The organism is Candidatus Eisenbacteria bacterium, from assembly GCA_035577985.1.
Lineage (GTDB): Bacteria > Desulfobacterota > Binatia > DP-6 > DP-6 > DATJZY01.
The window spans coordinates 1-15,110 of the sequence record DATJZY010000093.1; the positions used below are offsets into that span (position 1 = coordinate 1).

13 protein-coding genes and 1 pseudogene are annotated in these 15,110 nt (G+C 68.0%); 4 read left to right on the forward strand and 10 right to left on the reverse strand.

Translation table 11 applies throughout. The features are described from left to right. Window positions 1-363 (reverse strand): helix-turn-helix domain-containing protein (locus VMS22_12800; protein HXJ34904.1); only part of this gene is annotated, 363 nt, incomplete at its 3' end. Between the two features lie 396 nt (window positions 364-759). Here VMS22_12800 and VMS22_12805 point away from each other — a divergent pair. After that, window positions 760-923, forward strand: a pseudogene (locus tag VMS22_12805) (tyrosine-type recombinase/integrase). Between the two features lie 307 nt (window positions 924-1,230). On the opposite strand, the gene VMS22_12810 reads toward VMS22_12805, so the two are convergent. Together VMS22_12810 and VMS22_12815 are read right to left on the reverse strand one after the other, a co-directional pair. Further along, complete coding sequence (locus VMS22_12810) at window positions 1,231-1,560, reverse strand: type II toxin-antitoxin system PemK/MazF family toxin (GenBank protein HXJ34905.1); 330 nt, start codon at window positions 1,558-1,560, stop codon at window positions 1,231-1,233. Further along, on the reverse strand, window positions 1,561-1,797 hold the full coding sequence (locus VMS22_12815; protein ID HXJ34906.1) for an antitoxin MazE family protein: 237 nt from the start codon (window positions 1,795-1,797) through the stop codon (window positions 1,561-1,563). Between the two features lie 94 nt (window positions 1,798-1,891). Here VMS22_12815 and VMS22_12820 point away from each other — a divergent pair, with 94 nt between their 5' ends. The 3 genes from VMS22_12820 (at window position 1,892) to VMS22_12830 (ending at window position 5,347) form a co-directional block, all read left to right on the forward strand. Beyond that, a complete protein-coding gene (locus VMS22_12820; protein ID HXJ34907.1) occupies window positions 1,892-3,313 on the forward strand; it encodes a hypothetical protein in 1,422 nt (473 codons plus the stop codon). Window positions 3,314-3,531: 218 nt separating this feature from the next. Continuing rightward, window positions 3,532-3,939, forward strand: a complete 408-nt coding sequence (gene bioD / locus VMS22_12825) for an ATP-dependent dethiobiotin synthetase BioD (GenBank protein ID HXJ34908.1) — start codon at window positions 3,532-3,534, stop codon at window positions 3,937-3,939. A gap of 46 nt (window positions 3,940-3,985) precedes the next feature. Beyond that, complete coding sequence (locus VMS22_12830) at window positions 3,986-5,347, forward strand: hypothetical protein (protein ID HXJ34909.1); 1,362 nt, start codon at window positions 3,986-3,988, stop codon at window positions 5,345-5,347. Between the two features lie 27 nt (window positions 5,348-5,374). Here the strand turns inward: VMS22_12830 and VMS22_12835 are convergent, their stop codons facing one another. From VMS22_12835 to VMS22_12865, 7 genes are all read right to left on the reverse strand, one after another. Then, entirely contained in the window at window positions 5,375-6,025 is a 651-nt protein-coding gene (locus VMS22_12835) for a DUF1214 domain-containing protein (protein HXJ34910.1), read from the reverse strand. A gap of 1,148 nt (window positions 6,026-7,173) precedes the next feature. Further along, window positions 7,174-8,697: a hypothetical protein gene (locus VMS22_12840; protein ID HXJ34911.1), complete on the reverse strand. Its 1,524-nt coding sequence runs from the start codon at window positions 8,695-8,697 to the stop codon at window positions 7,174-7,176. Window positions 8,698-8,744: 47 nt separating this feature from the next. Further along, entirely contained in the window at window positions 8,745-10,331 is a 1,587-nt protein-coding gene (locus tag VMS22_12845) for a hypothetical protein (protein ID HXJ34912.1), read from the reverse strand. A 96-nt stretch (window positions 10,332-10,427) separates the two neighbouring features. Continuing rightward, window positions 10,428-11,804: a hypothetical protein gene (locus VMS22_12850; GenBank protein HXJ34913.1), complete on the reverse strand. Its 1,377-nt coding sequence runs from the start codon at window positions 11,802-11,804 to the stop codon at window positions 10,428-10,430. Between the two features lie 31 nt (window positions 11,805-11,835). Further along, window positions 11,836-12,468: a hypothetical protein gene (locus tag VMS22_12855; protein ID HXJ34914.1), complete on the reverse strand. Its 633-nt coding sequence runs from the start codon at window positions 12,466-12,468 to the stop codon at window positions 11,836-11,838. After that, window positions 12,465-13,739 (reverse strand): thrombospondin type 3 repeat-containing protein, encoded by a 1,275-nt coding sequence (locus VMS22_12860; protein HXJ34915.1) that lies wholly within the window; start codon window positions 13,737-13,739, stop codon window positions 12,465-12,467. The genes VMS22_12855 and VMS22_12860 overlap by 4 nt, the downstream gene beginning before the upstream one ends. 814 nt (window positions 13,740-14,553) lie before the next feature. Continuing rightward, the gene (locus VMS22_12865; GenBank protein HXJ34916.1) at window positions 14,554-14,970 is read right to left on the reverse strand and encodes a Csp1 family four helix bundle copper storage protein; all 417 of its coding nucleotides are present in this window, start codon (window positions 14,968-14,970) and stop codon (window positions 14,554-14,556) included. Window positions 14,971-15,110: the final 140 nt, after the last annotated feature.

A 15,110-nucleotide genomic window follows, 5' to 3' on the forward strand; every position in this document is an offset into this window, starting at 1 on the left:
CCAGAGGCTCGCGGCGACCATCCAGCCGCGGAGCGTCTCCACGGACAACTGGAGGGCATGCTCCTCGGTGAGCTTCTGGTGCGCGAAGGTCGGGCCGAAGTCGCTGTAGCGCTCGCGCACGAGGCTCAGCGCGCGGTCGCGCGTGCTCGCCGCCAGCCGCCGATTGCTTGGCCGTCCACGCCGCCGCGACGCCAACCCCGATGCGCCGTGGTGCGTGAACGCCTCGTAGAGCCGGCGCACCTGGCGCTCGCTGAGCTTCAGCAACGCCGCCGCCTTGCGCCGCGTGAGCCGATGCTCCGCGATCCACGTCATGACCTGCAGCCGATCCAATTCCCCCATGCTCAGCTCCACCGTCTCCGCCATCGCGCCACTGTGGCCGAAAAGCGGACATCTCTACTTTGGAGGAACCGGACATTTGCACTTTGGGCCTACGCACGCCGCGTCCGACTTTCGGAGATTACGTCAGCCTTCCCACCGTTGTCCGGACTGCCGACCCGGTGCCTGTCGGATCATCCCGCGGTAGCGGGACCGTCAACCGGGAGCTGATGTTCCTCAAGCGTGTCTTCAACCTGGCTCCGCGCGATGGCAAGGCTGAGCGGAACCCCGTCCGGGACGTAAAGTTCTTCAAGGAAGACAACCAGCGGGTTCGTTGGCTCACCGAGGAGGAAGAGGCGCGTCTCCCCTGGCGTGAAGGGCAAGTCAGGGGTTAACGCGACGAACTACATGAACCGCGTCTTTGGGCCCGCGGTCGAGCGCGCAGGCATTCAGAACTTCCACTGGCACGATCTGCGGCACACCTTCGCGAGCCGGCTGGTGATGGCGGGCGTGGACCTGATGACCGCGAGGAACTCATGGGCCACAAGACGATCACGATGACGCAGCGCTACGCGCACCTGTCGCCGGAGCACAAGCTGAACGCGGTGGAGCGGCTCACTCGGCACACAACCGGCACCACTACCGGCACCAGCGCTGAAACCACCGAGGAGCATCGCGAGCCTGCGACGCAAGTGCATGATCGGCGGAGGGAAAAGAGAGCGGGCGACCGGGGTCGAACCGGCGACGTCCAGCTTGGGAAGCTGATCGACGAGGTGCTGCAAGACTATGATCCGTGGGGATAGCTCTTGCTACCGCCAGCACTTACAGGCCAGTCCGGATTCTGCCGGTTTCACTGGTTGTCCCCCGGTTTCACTCCTCAACCGGCACCACGACCGGCACCGGAGCAGGGGCTCCTCATCCCGCCAGACCAAGGAAGATCAGCAACGCGCGGTTCACGCGCACCAGGTCGCGGTCCGAGAGTCTGCCGATGCGCTTCCCGAGCTTCGCCTTCGGCACCGTGGTCACCTTGTCGACCATCAAGCGAGAGGGCCTGTCGAGCCCGTTCGAGGGACTGGGGTCGACGACGAGACGGAACAGCGGGGCGTCCGTCGGATCGCTCGTGAAGGCGCAGATCGTGATCGAACTCGTCGCGTTGAAGCGGTCGTCCTGCACGATGACCACCGGTCGCGGCTTGCCGGCGTAATCTTTGCCCCCGGCCGCGGTCCATATCTCGCCGCGTGTCACTCAGTCCTCGGAGGCCAGCGCATCGACGAATGCCTGATCCTCGGCGGCATGCCGGCTCGATGCGACGAGTCGCGACTGCCGCGCGGCCTGCGCCGCAAACCTCGGCGATCGGGTGTCGGGCACCCAGATCTGGATCGGTCGCAGCCCTTGTGCACGCAAGCGGTCCCGGTGCGCTTGAACCTTTTGCCGGGAGCTGGAGGGCCTCCGATTCCTGGACCTCGGCTTCGCGGACGGCATGAACCGAGCCTCCTTGGGTAAAGGTTACATGTAACCTACAGCTGGCCGATCGAGAGTGCAACCGGCGAGCCGCCCGGGTATGAGCGGGATCGCGATGACCAACGACTGGTGCCGAGCGCTCGGCATCGAGCCGCCCACGCTCGAGGCCGTGGCCCATCACCGGGAAGCGAACACCTTCGCGCTCCTGCTCGTCGCTCTGCTCGAGCGCGGCGAGCCCATGACGCTGGCTGAGGTCGCGACGCGGTTCGAGGAGGCGGGCATCGCCGGGCGCGCCCAGGCGCTGTCGTCCCTGAAGCGCTGCAAGCCGGGACGACCGCCGGCCTACCGTGACGGGGATCGTTATCACCTCGACCCGCACGACGACGACCTGGACTTGTGGGTGTTCCGGCTCGGTCTCCGGCCGCCGAGAGTCGCCCGCATAGCACCACCGGTACTCGGCGCCGCGCCGTTGCCGAACCCCGATGTGGCGCTCACGCCAGCCGAGCTCGACGAGGCGTGGACCGATGCGTCGCTCGGCGGCTGGTCACAACGACGCATCGTCCTCGCGGTCCTCGACGCACACGGTGCCCCGCTCGCGCCGGCCGACGTGGTCGCCGCCGTCGCCCGACGCACGCGATGGCATGGATTGACCGTGGACGCGACGAAGTTCGCCCGCCGCGGCAGCGCGGTGGCGGTGCGAGACGACGGGCGCTGGGCCGTCGCCGACGACGCCGCCGAGACGATGCGCCAGGTTCGGCGTGCACTGCGCGAACGCATCACGCTCGTGCGGCGTCAGGGGTCGCAGTATCCCGGGCCCGCCGCCGTGGAGGCGGCCACCGTGGCATGGGAACGACGGCGAGCGGCGCACCGGGCGGAGCTCGCGCGTTTGTCGCGCGCGCTCCTCGTGACGTTCCCACTCTGCTCACCGCGGGCTGCCGTGCTGCTCGACGTCGGCGAGCACACGATCCGCGCCTTCGTCGACGACGGGTTGGACGAGCTCCGCGCCGGCCTCGCGACCTACGACGTCATCGGCGCCCTGCAGGTCCGCGCCCGTCTGCGCGCGCTCGGCTTCGATCCGGGCGGACGCCGGCTCGCGGAGCTCGAGCCGCCCCAGAAGACGAAACAGCTCAACCGGCGCGGGCGCACGTTGAAGGCCACGACAACCTTGTTGGTACAGGGGTCGTGCGGCATCCGTAAGCCGTTCGGGGAGGAGGGCACGCTGGCAGCGTACCTCGCCACGGGAGCGACCGGGAAGCTTCTTCGACGACTCGAAGCCGACGCGAAGTCCCTGCACGCCCTCTACGAGTACGGACGGCTCCACGGCGCGGTGCGGCTGCGCTGGGGTTTCCTCGACGAGCGCCTCTCTGTCCCGTGGGTCGATCGCGACGAGCCGACGCTCCACGATCTCGAGAAGTCCGCGCTCGCGATGAACGTGCCGCTCGAGGTCGTGGTCGGGAGCGCGCCCGGGTGGAGCGAGCCGTGGTCCCGCGTGCGGCTCGCGCGGGTGGTGCGGGATCGGGACGGGTGGCAGCACTGACTCGTCGGGGACGACGGCGCCGTCATCGACGAGGCCACGGTGCAACGTGCGCGGCTCTCGGTCGCGGTGCATTGACCGAGCGCCCAACGGCCTACCTCGGAAAAACCGGTTGCGGTAGCAGGTGGTGGCCGGGGGCCGTAGGGGCCGTAGGCGCGACAACCCTGGGAAGTTGACGGAACCGAGAGTTATCAGTTGCTCGGTGCGGCGATCTCCCCCCTGTGCCCCCGGCTTGCGCGGTCGACGTCGACGGCATCGTCGCCCTGATCGCGCGGCGCGCGCGCGAGGTGGACGTGCTGCTCGTCGAGGGCGCCGGCGGCCTCCTCGTGCCGATCGCGGGCGATCTGACGTACCTCGATCTCGCCGTGCGGGCCCGGCTCCCGTTGCTCGTCGTCGCCGCCAACCGGCTCGGCACCGTGAACCACACGGCGCTCACCGCCCGGGTGGCGACCGCCGCCGGGCTCGACGTCCGCGGCTTCGTGCTCTCGCAGCCGACGCCGTCGACCGACGTTTCGGCGGCGTCGAACGCGGACACGATCGCGCGGCTCACCGGCCTTCCCTGCCTCGGGGTGCTGCCCCACGCCGAGCGCCCGGGCCTGACAGCGCATCTGCTCGTGATCCCGAGCTAGCCCTTCGATTTACAAGCGCCATCCCGCGCGATAGCCACCCGGGTCGATGCGCCCACTACCGATCGTCCTGCTCCTGCTGGCCTCGCTCGCGTCCGTCTGCACGGCGGGGGCCGCGGATCTCGCCGTCCTGACACGCGGGAAGGTTCTCCGTCTCGACGCCGGGTCCGATCCGGGAAAATCCCGGGGCCTCGTGCGTTTCGGGCACGACGCCGCGCTCGCCGCGGCGCCCGATCCCTCGTGCCCGTCCGCCTCCGCGTTCGATCTCGGGCTCTTCACGGTGGCGGCCAACGCGGTCGTCCGGAACGAGAAGGTCGCCCTCGAATGCGCGAAGTGGCGGAAGACCCGCACGGGCTGGCGCTACGACGATCCGGACGCCGCCGGCGGCGTCCGTCGGATCACCTACGGACCCCGGGGCCTCGCCGTCCGCCTCGTCGGCCCCGCGGCGATGCCGGCCCCCGGCCCCGTCGGCTACGCGTTCGTGTGGTTCGAGGTCGGCGCGATGCGATTCCACGGCCGCTTCCACGTCTTCGAGGCGAACACGGCCGACCGGGTGCGAAGCCGGAGACTCTCGAAGGCCGCCGGCGACGGCGAGACGCGTTTCTGGGCGATCATGTGGGGAGACGATGCTTCCGAGACGGCCGTGCAGGAGACCTCGGCGCTCCTGCAACGCGCCGCGAAGCGCTCGAAGGCGGACGCCCGATCGCGCTTCCTCCTCGGCATGCTCCATCTCTATCGTTTCGGGCAGCTCACCGAGCGCTTCAGCGCGGCCAGCGAGGCCGGCCGCGCCGAGATCGCCGCGGCCGTCGCCGCCTTCGACGACGCCGAACCGCTGCTCTGGAACCGGACGACGCGCGTCGGCGATTCCCGGATGCCGGGGTTCGCCGCCGCCGCGCGCTACGCGCTCGCCGTCGTCACCGCCGACGAGGCGCTCCGGCAGCGGGCGCTCGCGGATCTCGCGTACGCGGTCGAGATCAACGCGTTCTTCAACGTGTTCGACCTGATGACGGTCCTGCAGGCGGAGCCCGCGGGCAGCTCGGCGTTCCAGCAGGCGTTCGCCGACCTGAGCGCGTACATCGGCGATCCGAACACGCTCGCGTGCGCCGTCACCCAGCCGGAGGTGTGCACGAACGCCGGGCTCGCACCCACGGCGCTTCCCGGCACGTTCGTGATGTTCGGCGACGCCTACGCCAAGAGCGGCGACGCCGCGACGGCGAAGTACTGGTACCAGTTCGGGATCGCCGCCGAAGCGGGGTGGGCCTTCGAGGGCCTCGCCGCGGAACGCCTGGCCGGCGCCGATGCGCGGGTCGCCGCGTACCAGGACGTGGATCCCGCCAACGACCCGCCCATCATCGGCGCAGGCCCCGAGGCCTGCGCGTCCTGCCACCACCGACCGCTCACGGGCGAGTAGTCGGGACCCGGCGTCGTCGAGGCGTCGTCACGACGCCTCGCGCACGCGCGGAATCTTCCAGCTCCCGTTCAGGATCGACGGGGACTTGTCCTTCGGCCAGTACATCCGCAGCATCAGGATGAAACGGCCGGCGGGCGCGGGCAGCCAGTTCGATTCCTTGTCCGCCCCCGGGGACTCGTGCTGGATGTAGAGGTCCACCGAGCCGTCGGGATTCGTCTTGAACGTGTTGCGCTGGCTCACGTTGTAGCGGTCGAGCGCGTTCGCGACGAAGAAGTAGTCCGCGTCGTACATCGTGAGCGACCAGAAGCCGTTCACCGGCGGCAGCTCGCCCTTCTTGAAGTGCATGACGTACTTCTTCGCGCCCGTGTAGTCCTGGAGGATGTCGGGCCCCTCGGAGGTGGGATAGACCGCGTCCTCCGGACGGTTCGCGCCGAGGCCGATCGCCGTGATGAGCGCCCGCTGCCGGTACGCGGGGCCGTAGAGCCCGGTCTTGGTCGTGAACAGCCAGCCGTCCTGGAGCGTCAGGTCGCGGGCCAGGATGCCCTCCTTCATCCAGCGCATGATCGCGTGCTGGGCCGGCTTCGGCGCCTCGTTGATGCCGGCGACGATCGCGGGCGAGACCTTAGAGGCGTCGAAGTCCTGGCCCGGCACGATGCCGATCTTGGCGAGCTTGGCCACCATCGCCGCGTCGGCGGCGGCCGGAGGATTCTTAGACGCCGCCCATGGGGTCGGCTCCCAGCGAATGCGGGGCCACGCCGAGGTGGCGGGCTTGGCGAGAGGGGGCGTTTCAGCGGATCACCGAACGCAACGGAGTGTTGCGCCAGGTGCATCTGGCGGGGCGCTCCACCGGGTCGTCATCCCGCCGCGGATTCGGCTCACGCACGCCACGGAAGAGGCGCGGCGGACGCGCATCGCTGGGCTTCCGAAGTTCAGCCAGTGAGACTGGCCCTCACGCGATGCCTTTCTAGGAAGCGCGAGAAGGATTTGCTCGGTCGTGCACTTACCAGAGAGCGGGCGACCGGGGTCGAACCGGCGACGTCCAGCTTGGGAAGCTGATCGACGAAGGGCCGGAAGACTATGATCCGTGGGCATAATCCGAGCGGCGGCGCTTAGTTGGGTGCGGCGGCGGTTTCTACCGGTTTCACTCCAGTTCACCCATTTTCGCTCCTCAACCGGCACCACTACCGGCACCAAGGATTCTGCGGGTCGCGCTAGAGGGGTTGCCGGCAATGGAAGGCGGCCTAGAGGAGTGGAGAGCCTTCTTACCGCGGGTGACTGCGTCCTGGAAGATTTTGGTCATCAGGGCGCCCCGGTTTGCGACCGGCTTGAGCGAGCAAGCCTCCTTGAGCTGCGCGAAGTGGAATCGCGCGCTTTCCGGTCCGAGGGTACTCACGCAGTGGGCGAACCAGGGTCGGCTCTGGGGGCTGTCCGTGAAGGAGACGACCTCGTCGACCAAGAGGGCGATCGAGGAGAAACCAATGAAACGAGCGCTTCTTGGTGGCGTGACTCTTGCGCTCTGCGCTCGCGCCGAAGCGGGCCCGCGGAAATGGTAGTCTGCGAGTTCACCGAGTCACGGGGCACAGTGACGGTGTCCGAAGACCTGTTCGGCCGACGTGGTCATGGACTTCATGCCCGCTCCGTTCGTCTCCACGCTCCAGCTGCAACTTGGCCGCATTGCCTTCGTTCGTCCAAGGTTGAGAGGATAGCTTCGGCGTCGTCGGGGTCGACGAGCGGCGTGAAGTGCACACGCCACGCCGACCGTGGCGCATTCACGTCCACGACCGTACGGAGCTGAGCGAGCTATCGCCCTCTGCGGCCTGCCGTGATCACGGTGCGCACTCGGCGGGGGCTGGCGCCTTGCTCGCCTTGAACTGCTTGTCCACCTTCCACGCGGTCGTGCCACCGAATCGCAGGCAGTACCGGTGGGCGCCGAGCGTCACCGCCACATCGACGGGCGATGGATCGACGGCCAACCAGTGGCCGAGTCCGACCCCCTTGCCGGTGACCTTGAGGGACTTCCCCGCCTTCACCACCACGAGCGTGATCGGGCCACTCTTGTCCTTGTACTTGTAGCCCTTGCCCTGCCCCGACTTGCCGACCAGCGACCAGTTCGAGGCCGGCAGGACGTAGGTGTCGTCGAAGCCGCCGTCGACGCTACGTATCCGCACTGTGGCGCCTGCCGACGTCGGGTCGTCCTCGCTGTCGTTGCCGGCCCCGAGCGTCAGCGCTGTGTCTTTCGATCCGACGGAGAGCCCGCCCTTGGCAGGAGCGCCGGCCTTCGTCTTGAGCAACAGCGTGCTGCCCGTGAGGAGGTCGGTCGTCACGGGGGGCAGCGTCGTCGTCGTCACGCTCGTCGTGGTGGTCGATGAGGTGGGGACGGACGTCGAAGAGGTCGAGGTCGTGACGACGCTGGTGCTCGTCGTCGAGGAGCCGCCGATGGCCACGGTCACCGTCGCATAGAGGCGTGCTCCCGAGCACGCGCCCGCAGTGCCCGTCGCCCCGTTCACATTGGTGCACGGCTGCCCACCGGCGCCATTCGCGCTGTTCCCGGACTCGCCGCCGACCGCGATCGTGTAGTCACCGGCCGCCAGCGCCAGCGTCAATGTTTCGCTGCTACCGTTGTAGCCTGCGACGTGTCCCGGGTTGGAGAAACCCCCCGTGGTCGTCGTACCGCAACTGGTGCCGGAGCATGGTGTGTTGCTGACGGAGGAGATGTAGTCGATCTGACTCCAGTCGCCAGACGCGTTCGCCATGCTCCAGTTCGCGAAGGCGTCGAATTGACCGAAGTACGTGTTGTTGACCGTGTCTCGGTATCCGTCGTGGGGCGTGTACACCCAGCCGACCGGCCCGGCGTCTCTCGGCGAGGGGAGTGGCGCAAAGGTGTTGGCGTCGACGGGCTGCAACGGATCACCCGACGTGTCGTCATGCCCCTGGGGCACCAAAGTCCCCGCATACACGCTGAAGGCAGGGTTCAGCACGGTGTCCAGAACGGGCGTCGCGTTGCTCGTCGACGTCGGCTTGTAGTTCGTCGCCGTGATGGTGACGACCGCATCACCGCTCAGATGGAACACCCAGAACTCGGCGTTGGTCGTGATATAGTGACTGTCGGCGAGCGTCGCCTCAGTGCCATCGTACCAGCCGTAGCGGGTGAAGATGTTCGAGCTCTGGCAGAGAACCCCCTCGGCGACGGAGTGGCACGGATCCGTGATCGCAGTCCCGCTCGCGGTCGTCTCTTTGAACACCGTTCCGGAGTTCATGTCGTAGTTCGACACGTGAGCGTCCGCCGGGCCGCCGACGGCGAGCCAGAGTGCGGCGAGACCGACGGCGCGTAGGCCCGTGCTCGAGCTCATTTGAATTCTCCTTCTGCGGTGGACTGTATCGACCTCGTCCAGCGCACCTAGTTCATCACACAGGACGCAGGTGCCCGCTTCACGGTTCTGGCGGCCTGCGTCTCCTGAAATCTCACCGAGACACCGCAGGGGACGGCGGATTCCACGACGGGGAACTCCGCCTTCCACCGGCCTGACGCCTCCAGCCGTGCGGTTCCCAGGACTGCTCCCCCTGTGTTGCCGTCGTCCAACCGGACATCGAGGGTTCCCGACAGGAGCGCGCCGCGCTCCTGCTTGGTGACGATGGGCAGCAGCCGGATCTTCCCGCTTGCGACGAGCGTCCCGGTGGCTGCGTTCCATTGCGCGTGCGACACCTTGATCGACCTGACCGCCCGGGCCGACGAGCGCCCCGCCGGGAAAATCCGGATGGCGGTCTTGACGACCGCCGACTCTCGGCCCAGTCCACTGGTTTCCACCGCGCGGACCGACAACCGAAGGATCTTGTTGGCCAGTGACGGCGGCGGCACCCACTGCAGCGTCGCAGCGAACTTGTGCGTCGCCGGGTCGTAGGTCGTGTCGGAGACCGCCGCTCCGCGCGGTCCCTTCAGCAGCTCGATGGCGACGGGATCGGCACTGCAGCTGAACGCCGATATCCGGACCCAGGAGAGCGCCTTGCCGACCTCCCCGTCCAGCGGGTTCCCGAGGACCGCGATCTGTGGGCCCGTATCGCCCGCACACGCGGGCGGCTGGGGGACCGTCTTGATGGCGATGCTGAGCCTGCCGCCAAAGAAGCCGTTCGGCAGGCAGTCCGCGCAGCCGCCACCGATGACCACCGTGTAGTCGCCTGGCTCGAGATCCTGATCCTCGAGAATCTCGGTCGTGGTGTCGGGCGTCGCGCCGATTCCAGCGTGGTCATTCTTGTGTCCGACATAGAATATCTTGGCCCAGTCACCCGCGGGATTCCCGTCGGGACACTTCGCGACGGGACAGCCGCTCGGAAGTGTCGGCTGCCCCGGTACGGCCCATTCGTTCCCCATGCTCCAATCGCCGAGCGCATCGAACTGGCCGACGAACGGGTTGACGGGAGAGCCGTCGAGGTCGGCATTGCCGCCGTCGTTGGCCGGTGAGAACAGCCCACCGGTCGTGGAATACCCGTGCGTGTCCCTGTACCCGTCGTGCGGCGCGTACACGTGGCCCTCCGGGGCGACGTCCACTGGAGACGCGACCGGAAGAAAGTCGATGTCGTCGAGCGGGTTCGCCGGGTCGTACGGGGTATCGTCGTGGCCGTACAGCGGCATCAGGCCTCTGTAGAGGCTGAACGCGGGATCCAGCCCGGCGGGATACGTCTGGCCGTCCCGCTGCACCGGCACGGTTTCGAGAGTGAGCGTCACGAGCGACTCGCCATCGAGATGGAACTTGTAGAAGTAGCTGCCCGCGCCTAGCAACCGGTGGCTGTCGGCGAGCACCGGTCGCGTCCCGTCGGCCCAGGCGCGGTTTCCGGCCCAGTAGTCCTCCACCGGTGCTTGGGGAGTAACCTCCTTGTAGAGACAATGCGCGAGACCCTGCCTCGCCGTGGCGAACAGCAGGATTCCTGCCAGCAGTCGACTGGTGAAGCGATTCCGGTGAGGGCGCCGTGCCCTCACCGGATCGCTCATGAGCCACCCGATACGCGCGGATTGCGAGCGCATCGGGAATGTGTCGAGTGAGGATTCCACTCCGATAGCCCTACCAGTTCGACTCGACACCTCGGTTCAAGGTGCGCACACCACCGGGGCTGACGCCTCCTTCGCACTGAACTGCTGGTCCGCCTTCCATTTGGTGACACCACCGAACTGGAGGCAGTAGCGATGGCCTCCGAGCGTGAGCGTCACCCGGAGCGGCGCCGGGCTCACCGTGAGGGACTGACCGAGCCCCGCGCCCTTGCCGGTGATCTTGACGAGTTTGCCAGCGGTGATCGTCGCGCTGCCGATCGGGCCGGCGGCGAGCGTCTTATCCTTGTACTTGTAGCCCTTCCCCTCGCCCGGCTTCCCGACGAGCGCCCAGTTCGCCGCGGGCAGGTCATAGAGCTCGTCGAAGTCGCCGTTGATGCTGAAGACGCGGACCGTAGCGCCGACCGACGTCGGATCGTCCGCGCTGCCGTTCCCCGCCCCCAACGTCACCGCGGGGTCCTTCGACTGGAGCGAGAGCTTGCTCTTCGTGGGTGCACCCACCTTCGTCTTGAGCGTGATCTTCTTCCCTGTGAGCAGGTCCGAGGAGAGCCCGGGGGCTGCGGTCACGGCGAGCGTGATCCTGCCGCCGAAGCCTCCGAAAGCGCTGCACCCTGGGCATCCTCCACCGACGATGACGGTGTAATCGCCCGCGTCTAGCGGCTCGTCCTGCAGGACCTCGGCGGTCGTATCGGCCACCGCGCCGACGCCGACGTGATCGTTCCGATGTGCGACGTAGTAGATCGTCGCCCAGTCGCCGACGGGATTGCCGTCGGGGCACTCATCGACCGGGCATGCACTCGGAATGGTCGGCTGGCCGGGTATGCCGTAGGCGTTCGCCATGCTCCAATCGCCAAGCGCATCGAACTGGCCGGCGTACGGATTGATCGGATAGCCGACGTTGAAAGGATCACCGCCGTCGTTGTCCTCCGTGTAGAGTCCACCGGTGGTGGAGTAGTTCAGGGTGTCCCTGAACCCGTCGTGCGGAGTGTAGACGTGGCCCGGAGGGGCGGCATCGACGCGGGAGGCCATCGGCAGGAAATTGACGTCGTCGACGGGATTCAGCGGATCGAAGGACGCATCGTCGTGCCCCTCGAGCGACATCAATCCTTTGTAGAGGGTGAATGCCGGATCCAGGCCGAGGTCGACGAATGCATCCGGAATCGCAATCCCTTCCACACTGATCGTGACCAGCGAGGGACCGTCCAAGTGGAACTTGTAGAAGAAGTCTCCCGAGCCCAGGCAGTGGTGACTGTCGCCGAGAATGTTCCGGGTGGCGTCGGCCCAGCAGGCGTTACCGGTCCAGGCGTCATCGACCGGCGTCCCCGGCGTCAGCACCTTGTACTTGTTGTGCGCGAGTGCCGGGCTGCCAACGAGAAGCAGCAGCGCGAACATGAGTGCAGGGAAGGTTCGATTCATCATCGGTTCTCCTCATGGGTTAGCCGGAGGGAATTCATGGGGCAGTCACCGGAACGCAGCGGAATGGGGGGCCGCCCGTCTCCCCCTTCACGACCGTGCAGTCCGCGTCCTTCTTCCGCATCAGCGGCTCGTCGTTCCGCCAGTCGGCCTTGTGGCAGGACTTCCGGCGGGCGGCCGTGGTCGCGCCGATCGCCGCACAGACCTCCGCGTGTGAGCAGCCCTGCTGGTCGACGGCTGCGCCAGCGGGTGTCGCCGGACATTTGTCCTCCGCGTTCCGGAGCCCGTCGCCATCGGAGTCTTCCGTGAGGCTGGCGAGCGCGTCCTCCGCGTCACCCACGTCGGCATGGCACTCCTCGAGCGGCGTCAGGGGAACAAGCCGAAGCACCTTCTGCATCGCGGTCACGATCGTGGGATCGGACGCGTTTCCGAGGCTTCCCGACGGCGCCGGCGGTATCGCGCGCGCGCCATACACCGCCTTGATTTTCGGAAGCAGGAAATCGTACCCCTGAAACCCCTCGACGTGGCAGGCGGTGCAGGCGCTGGCTCCCACTGCCGCCTTGATCGTCTCGTTGGCGGACGCGGGCCACGCGAGCAGACCCGCGGCTACCAGCAGTAGACAGCCGAGCCGCCGCCCTCTCCCCCGACCGTTGGAGCGCGTCGCCGTCATGGGGCGTCCGTCGCAACGCAGTGAAGCGTCCGTCCACCGCTCCTGCCTTTGGCGACCGCGCAGTCCGCACCCTTCTTGGTCATCACGGGCTCGTCGTTCTTCCAGTCGGCCTTGCGACACGCTCGCCGGCCGGCAGGGGTGGTCGCATCGAACGACGCGCAGAATTCCGCCCGCGAGCAGCCCACCTGGTCGACCGCCGCCCCCAGCGGCGTCGACGGGCAGCCGTCGTGGTCGTCGGCTCGACCGTCGCCGTCCGCGTCGGGGACGGCGCTCGTCATCCGCGCCTGGACCGTGACGAGATCCGCCCGGCACTGCGCCAGGTCGTTCTCGGGATCCGTCGGGAACGGGTCGCACGCGTCGCCGACGCCGTCCCCGTCAGTGTCGCGCTGATCGGGGTCTGCCGCGCCCGGGCAGTCGTCCAGGTCGTCCGCGACGCCATCGCCATCGGCATCGGCTGGCGCGACACCCGGCGTGATCGTCACGCGGTACCTGCCAGCCACGCCGTCGAGGGCGCCCACGAACAGTGTGTACTTGCCGTCGTGGTCGGACTGCAGACGGAACGTCGTGGAGACCGTCTCGCCGGAAGTGGATGCGACCCTGTAGTCGAGCAGCTTCAATCCCGCCGAGCCCAGAGGATCGTCGACGGGGTGTGGCGACGTGGTGTAGGTCTGATGCCGTTCCGACGACGCGTTGGTGTCCCACCCTCCGTACATTGCGAACGCCAGGCGCATCGGCGCGGTGTTGGCAGGGTCGTCGTCCACGGTGACGGCCACGTACACGGGACCGCCGCCGAGGACGGCGTCGAGGGGCGCGAAATGGATGAGGCCGTAGTCGAGCCCGTGGCCCCATCCTTGATCGCCGTTGGCCGGGTCGGTCCACGAGCGCCCTCCCACCGCCAGCACGCGATCCGTCGCCAGATCGGGGTCGTGAACAGCATTGTAGGCGCTCACCTGTCCCAGCAAGCTTTCCGGGGCCGGGCTTGCGCCATTGCCCGTCTGCACGACGCGCGGCGTGACACCGTCCGTCATCAGGGCATACCACTGGACCGGGAGGCCGCCGACGTAGCCGGTAACGTCACCGTTGGTCCAGATGGCCCCCGGAGGAGTCGCCGGGAATCCGTCGGCGCCGTTCGTGCTGCCCGCGATCCCGGCACCGTAGCCGGCGAGGTTATAGGTCGTCTGTGCGTGCGCGCACGGACTCCCGAGCAACACGGCCCCAACGAGGAAGGAGAATCCGAGTCGCAGGACGGTCGCCTCCCCCTCTGGTTGCACGACGGGAAGTCCTACACGTGCCGTGCGACGCACCACATGCGACAAATCGTCGCCCCCTCGTGGCCCACTTCGCATCGGGCCCCAGGCGTTTACGTGGATCCGTTCTCTGAGTGCTCGATCCCACGCAGCCCTAAGCCCTGGCATCGTGCTCCCAGGCAACGGTCCTGGGCGTCCCTGAGCCCGGGTGGGGTATGTGTTCCCCGATCACCCGTAGCCCCGGGTCGGTCACACCATCGACGTCTCTCCGTCCGCTGTGCGTATCTGGATCGATGGCGACATCGAGCCCATCTTCAGCCCAATCCGCGTCGAGGACCCCGACAATCGGCGTGTGGACCTCGGCGGCGCGCAGATCGACGCGCACGAGGCCGTAGAGGACAACCCTGGCAAGGTCACCGGCTACCTATCGGACATTCCGGTCCCCCCCCCGGCTTGTGTGGGGTACAATAGTAGGCGGTTTGCGGCTGCCGAGCGCGTAGCCTGCCCCAGCTGCGGACGCGACGGGCGTGCGCGAGGTGACCGCAGGCCGCTTATTGGTTGCGTCAACTTCGGGCTCTAGACAGCTACCTAGTGCCTGGTTGGCCGTGGACTCCTGGATGCACATCGCGAAGCAGGCCCTGTGGTAACTCGCTCCGCGAACGGGGCGAACCCGGCGTGCTCGTCGGGTGCGGCATGAGTGAGGACGCCGTTCGTGGCGCGCGCCGGGCGCTTCGGCGAGCGCATCCTGGCAGGCCCCCCGCACGTCCAGCTTCGGCCTCCTCGGCTGGCTCACGGCGCCGAGCCCGGGTGGCCCGACACAGGGCTCATGCCAGTCGGTTCAGGCCGCGAGCACTTTCGCTGCCGCAGCGCTCTTCTCGCACGCCTCCAGGCATGTCTTGCAGATGGGATGGCGCTCCGCGTGCTTGCGGCACTCGCCGGCGCAGTCGGTACACACCGCCTCGCAGAGTCGGGCCATCGCTGGCAGATGTTTGCTCCGTGCGTCGGCGAGCGGGCCGACGCCGCGACAGACCCCGAGCATCTGCGTGACGCTCTTGGCGCAGTCGGCGATGCTGGTGTCGCCCTTGGCCAGCAGGTCGAGGCAATGCTGCAGGCACGCATCCCCCGCGCGCATGCAGCCGGCGGCGGCGTCAGCGAGCGCTGTAGCGTTGTCGCCGCCTCCGGTCGCCCCGCCGGGCACCGCCTGCATCGCCAACGTCACCGTTCCCACGGCCATCAGTTCCCGACGTGTCAGCATGGCATCCTCCTCGTGGAGGTTGCAGTAGCAGAGAACCGAGAGCGTGGGCGAGCCCCCGGAAAGCGATCCCAGGGAGGGCGTCAGCGCGGCGGGCTGTTCAATAGCAGAAAGCGCCAGCCCCTCGCCGTCCGCAGCACCCT

What these genes read in the sequence shown, in the direction of transcription:
- VMS22_12815 (HXJ34906.1), bottom strand. Translation starts at nt 1,797, where the DNA reads ATGCCGTCCGCGAAGCCGAGGTCCAGGAATCGGAGGCCCTCCAGCTCC.
- VMS22_12820 (HXJ34907.1), top strand. Translation starts at nt 1,892, where the DNA reads ATGACCAACGACTGGTGCCGAGCGCTCGGCATCGAGCCGCCCACGCTC.
- VMS22_12830 (HXJ34909.1), top strand. Translation starts at nt 3,986, where the DNA reads ATGCGCCCACTACCGATCGTCCTGCTCCTGCTGGCCTCGCTCGCGTCC.
- VMS22_12840 (HXJ34911.1), bottom strand. Translation starts at nt 8,697, where the DNA reads ATGAGCTCGAGCACGGGCCTACGCGCCGTCGGTCTCGCCGCACTCTGG.
- VMS22_12845 (HXJ34912.1), bottom strand. Translation starts at nt 10,331, where the DNA reads ATGAGCGATCCGGTGAGGGCACGGCGCCCTCACCGGAATCGCTTCACC.
- VMS22_12850 (HXJ34913.1), bottom strand. Translation starts at nt 11,804, where the DNA reads ATGATGAATCGAACCTTCCCTGCACTCATGTTCGCGCTGCTGCTTCTC.
- VMS22_12855 (HXJ34914.1), bottom strand. Translation starts at nt 12,468, where the DNA reads ATGACGGCGACGCGCTCCAACGGTCGGGGGAGAGGGCGGCGGCTCGGC.
- VMS22_12865 (HXJ34916.1), bottom strand. Translation starts at nt 14,970, where the DNA reads ATGCTGACACGTCGGGAACTGATGGCCGTGGGAACGGTGACGTTGGCG.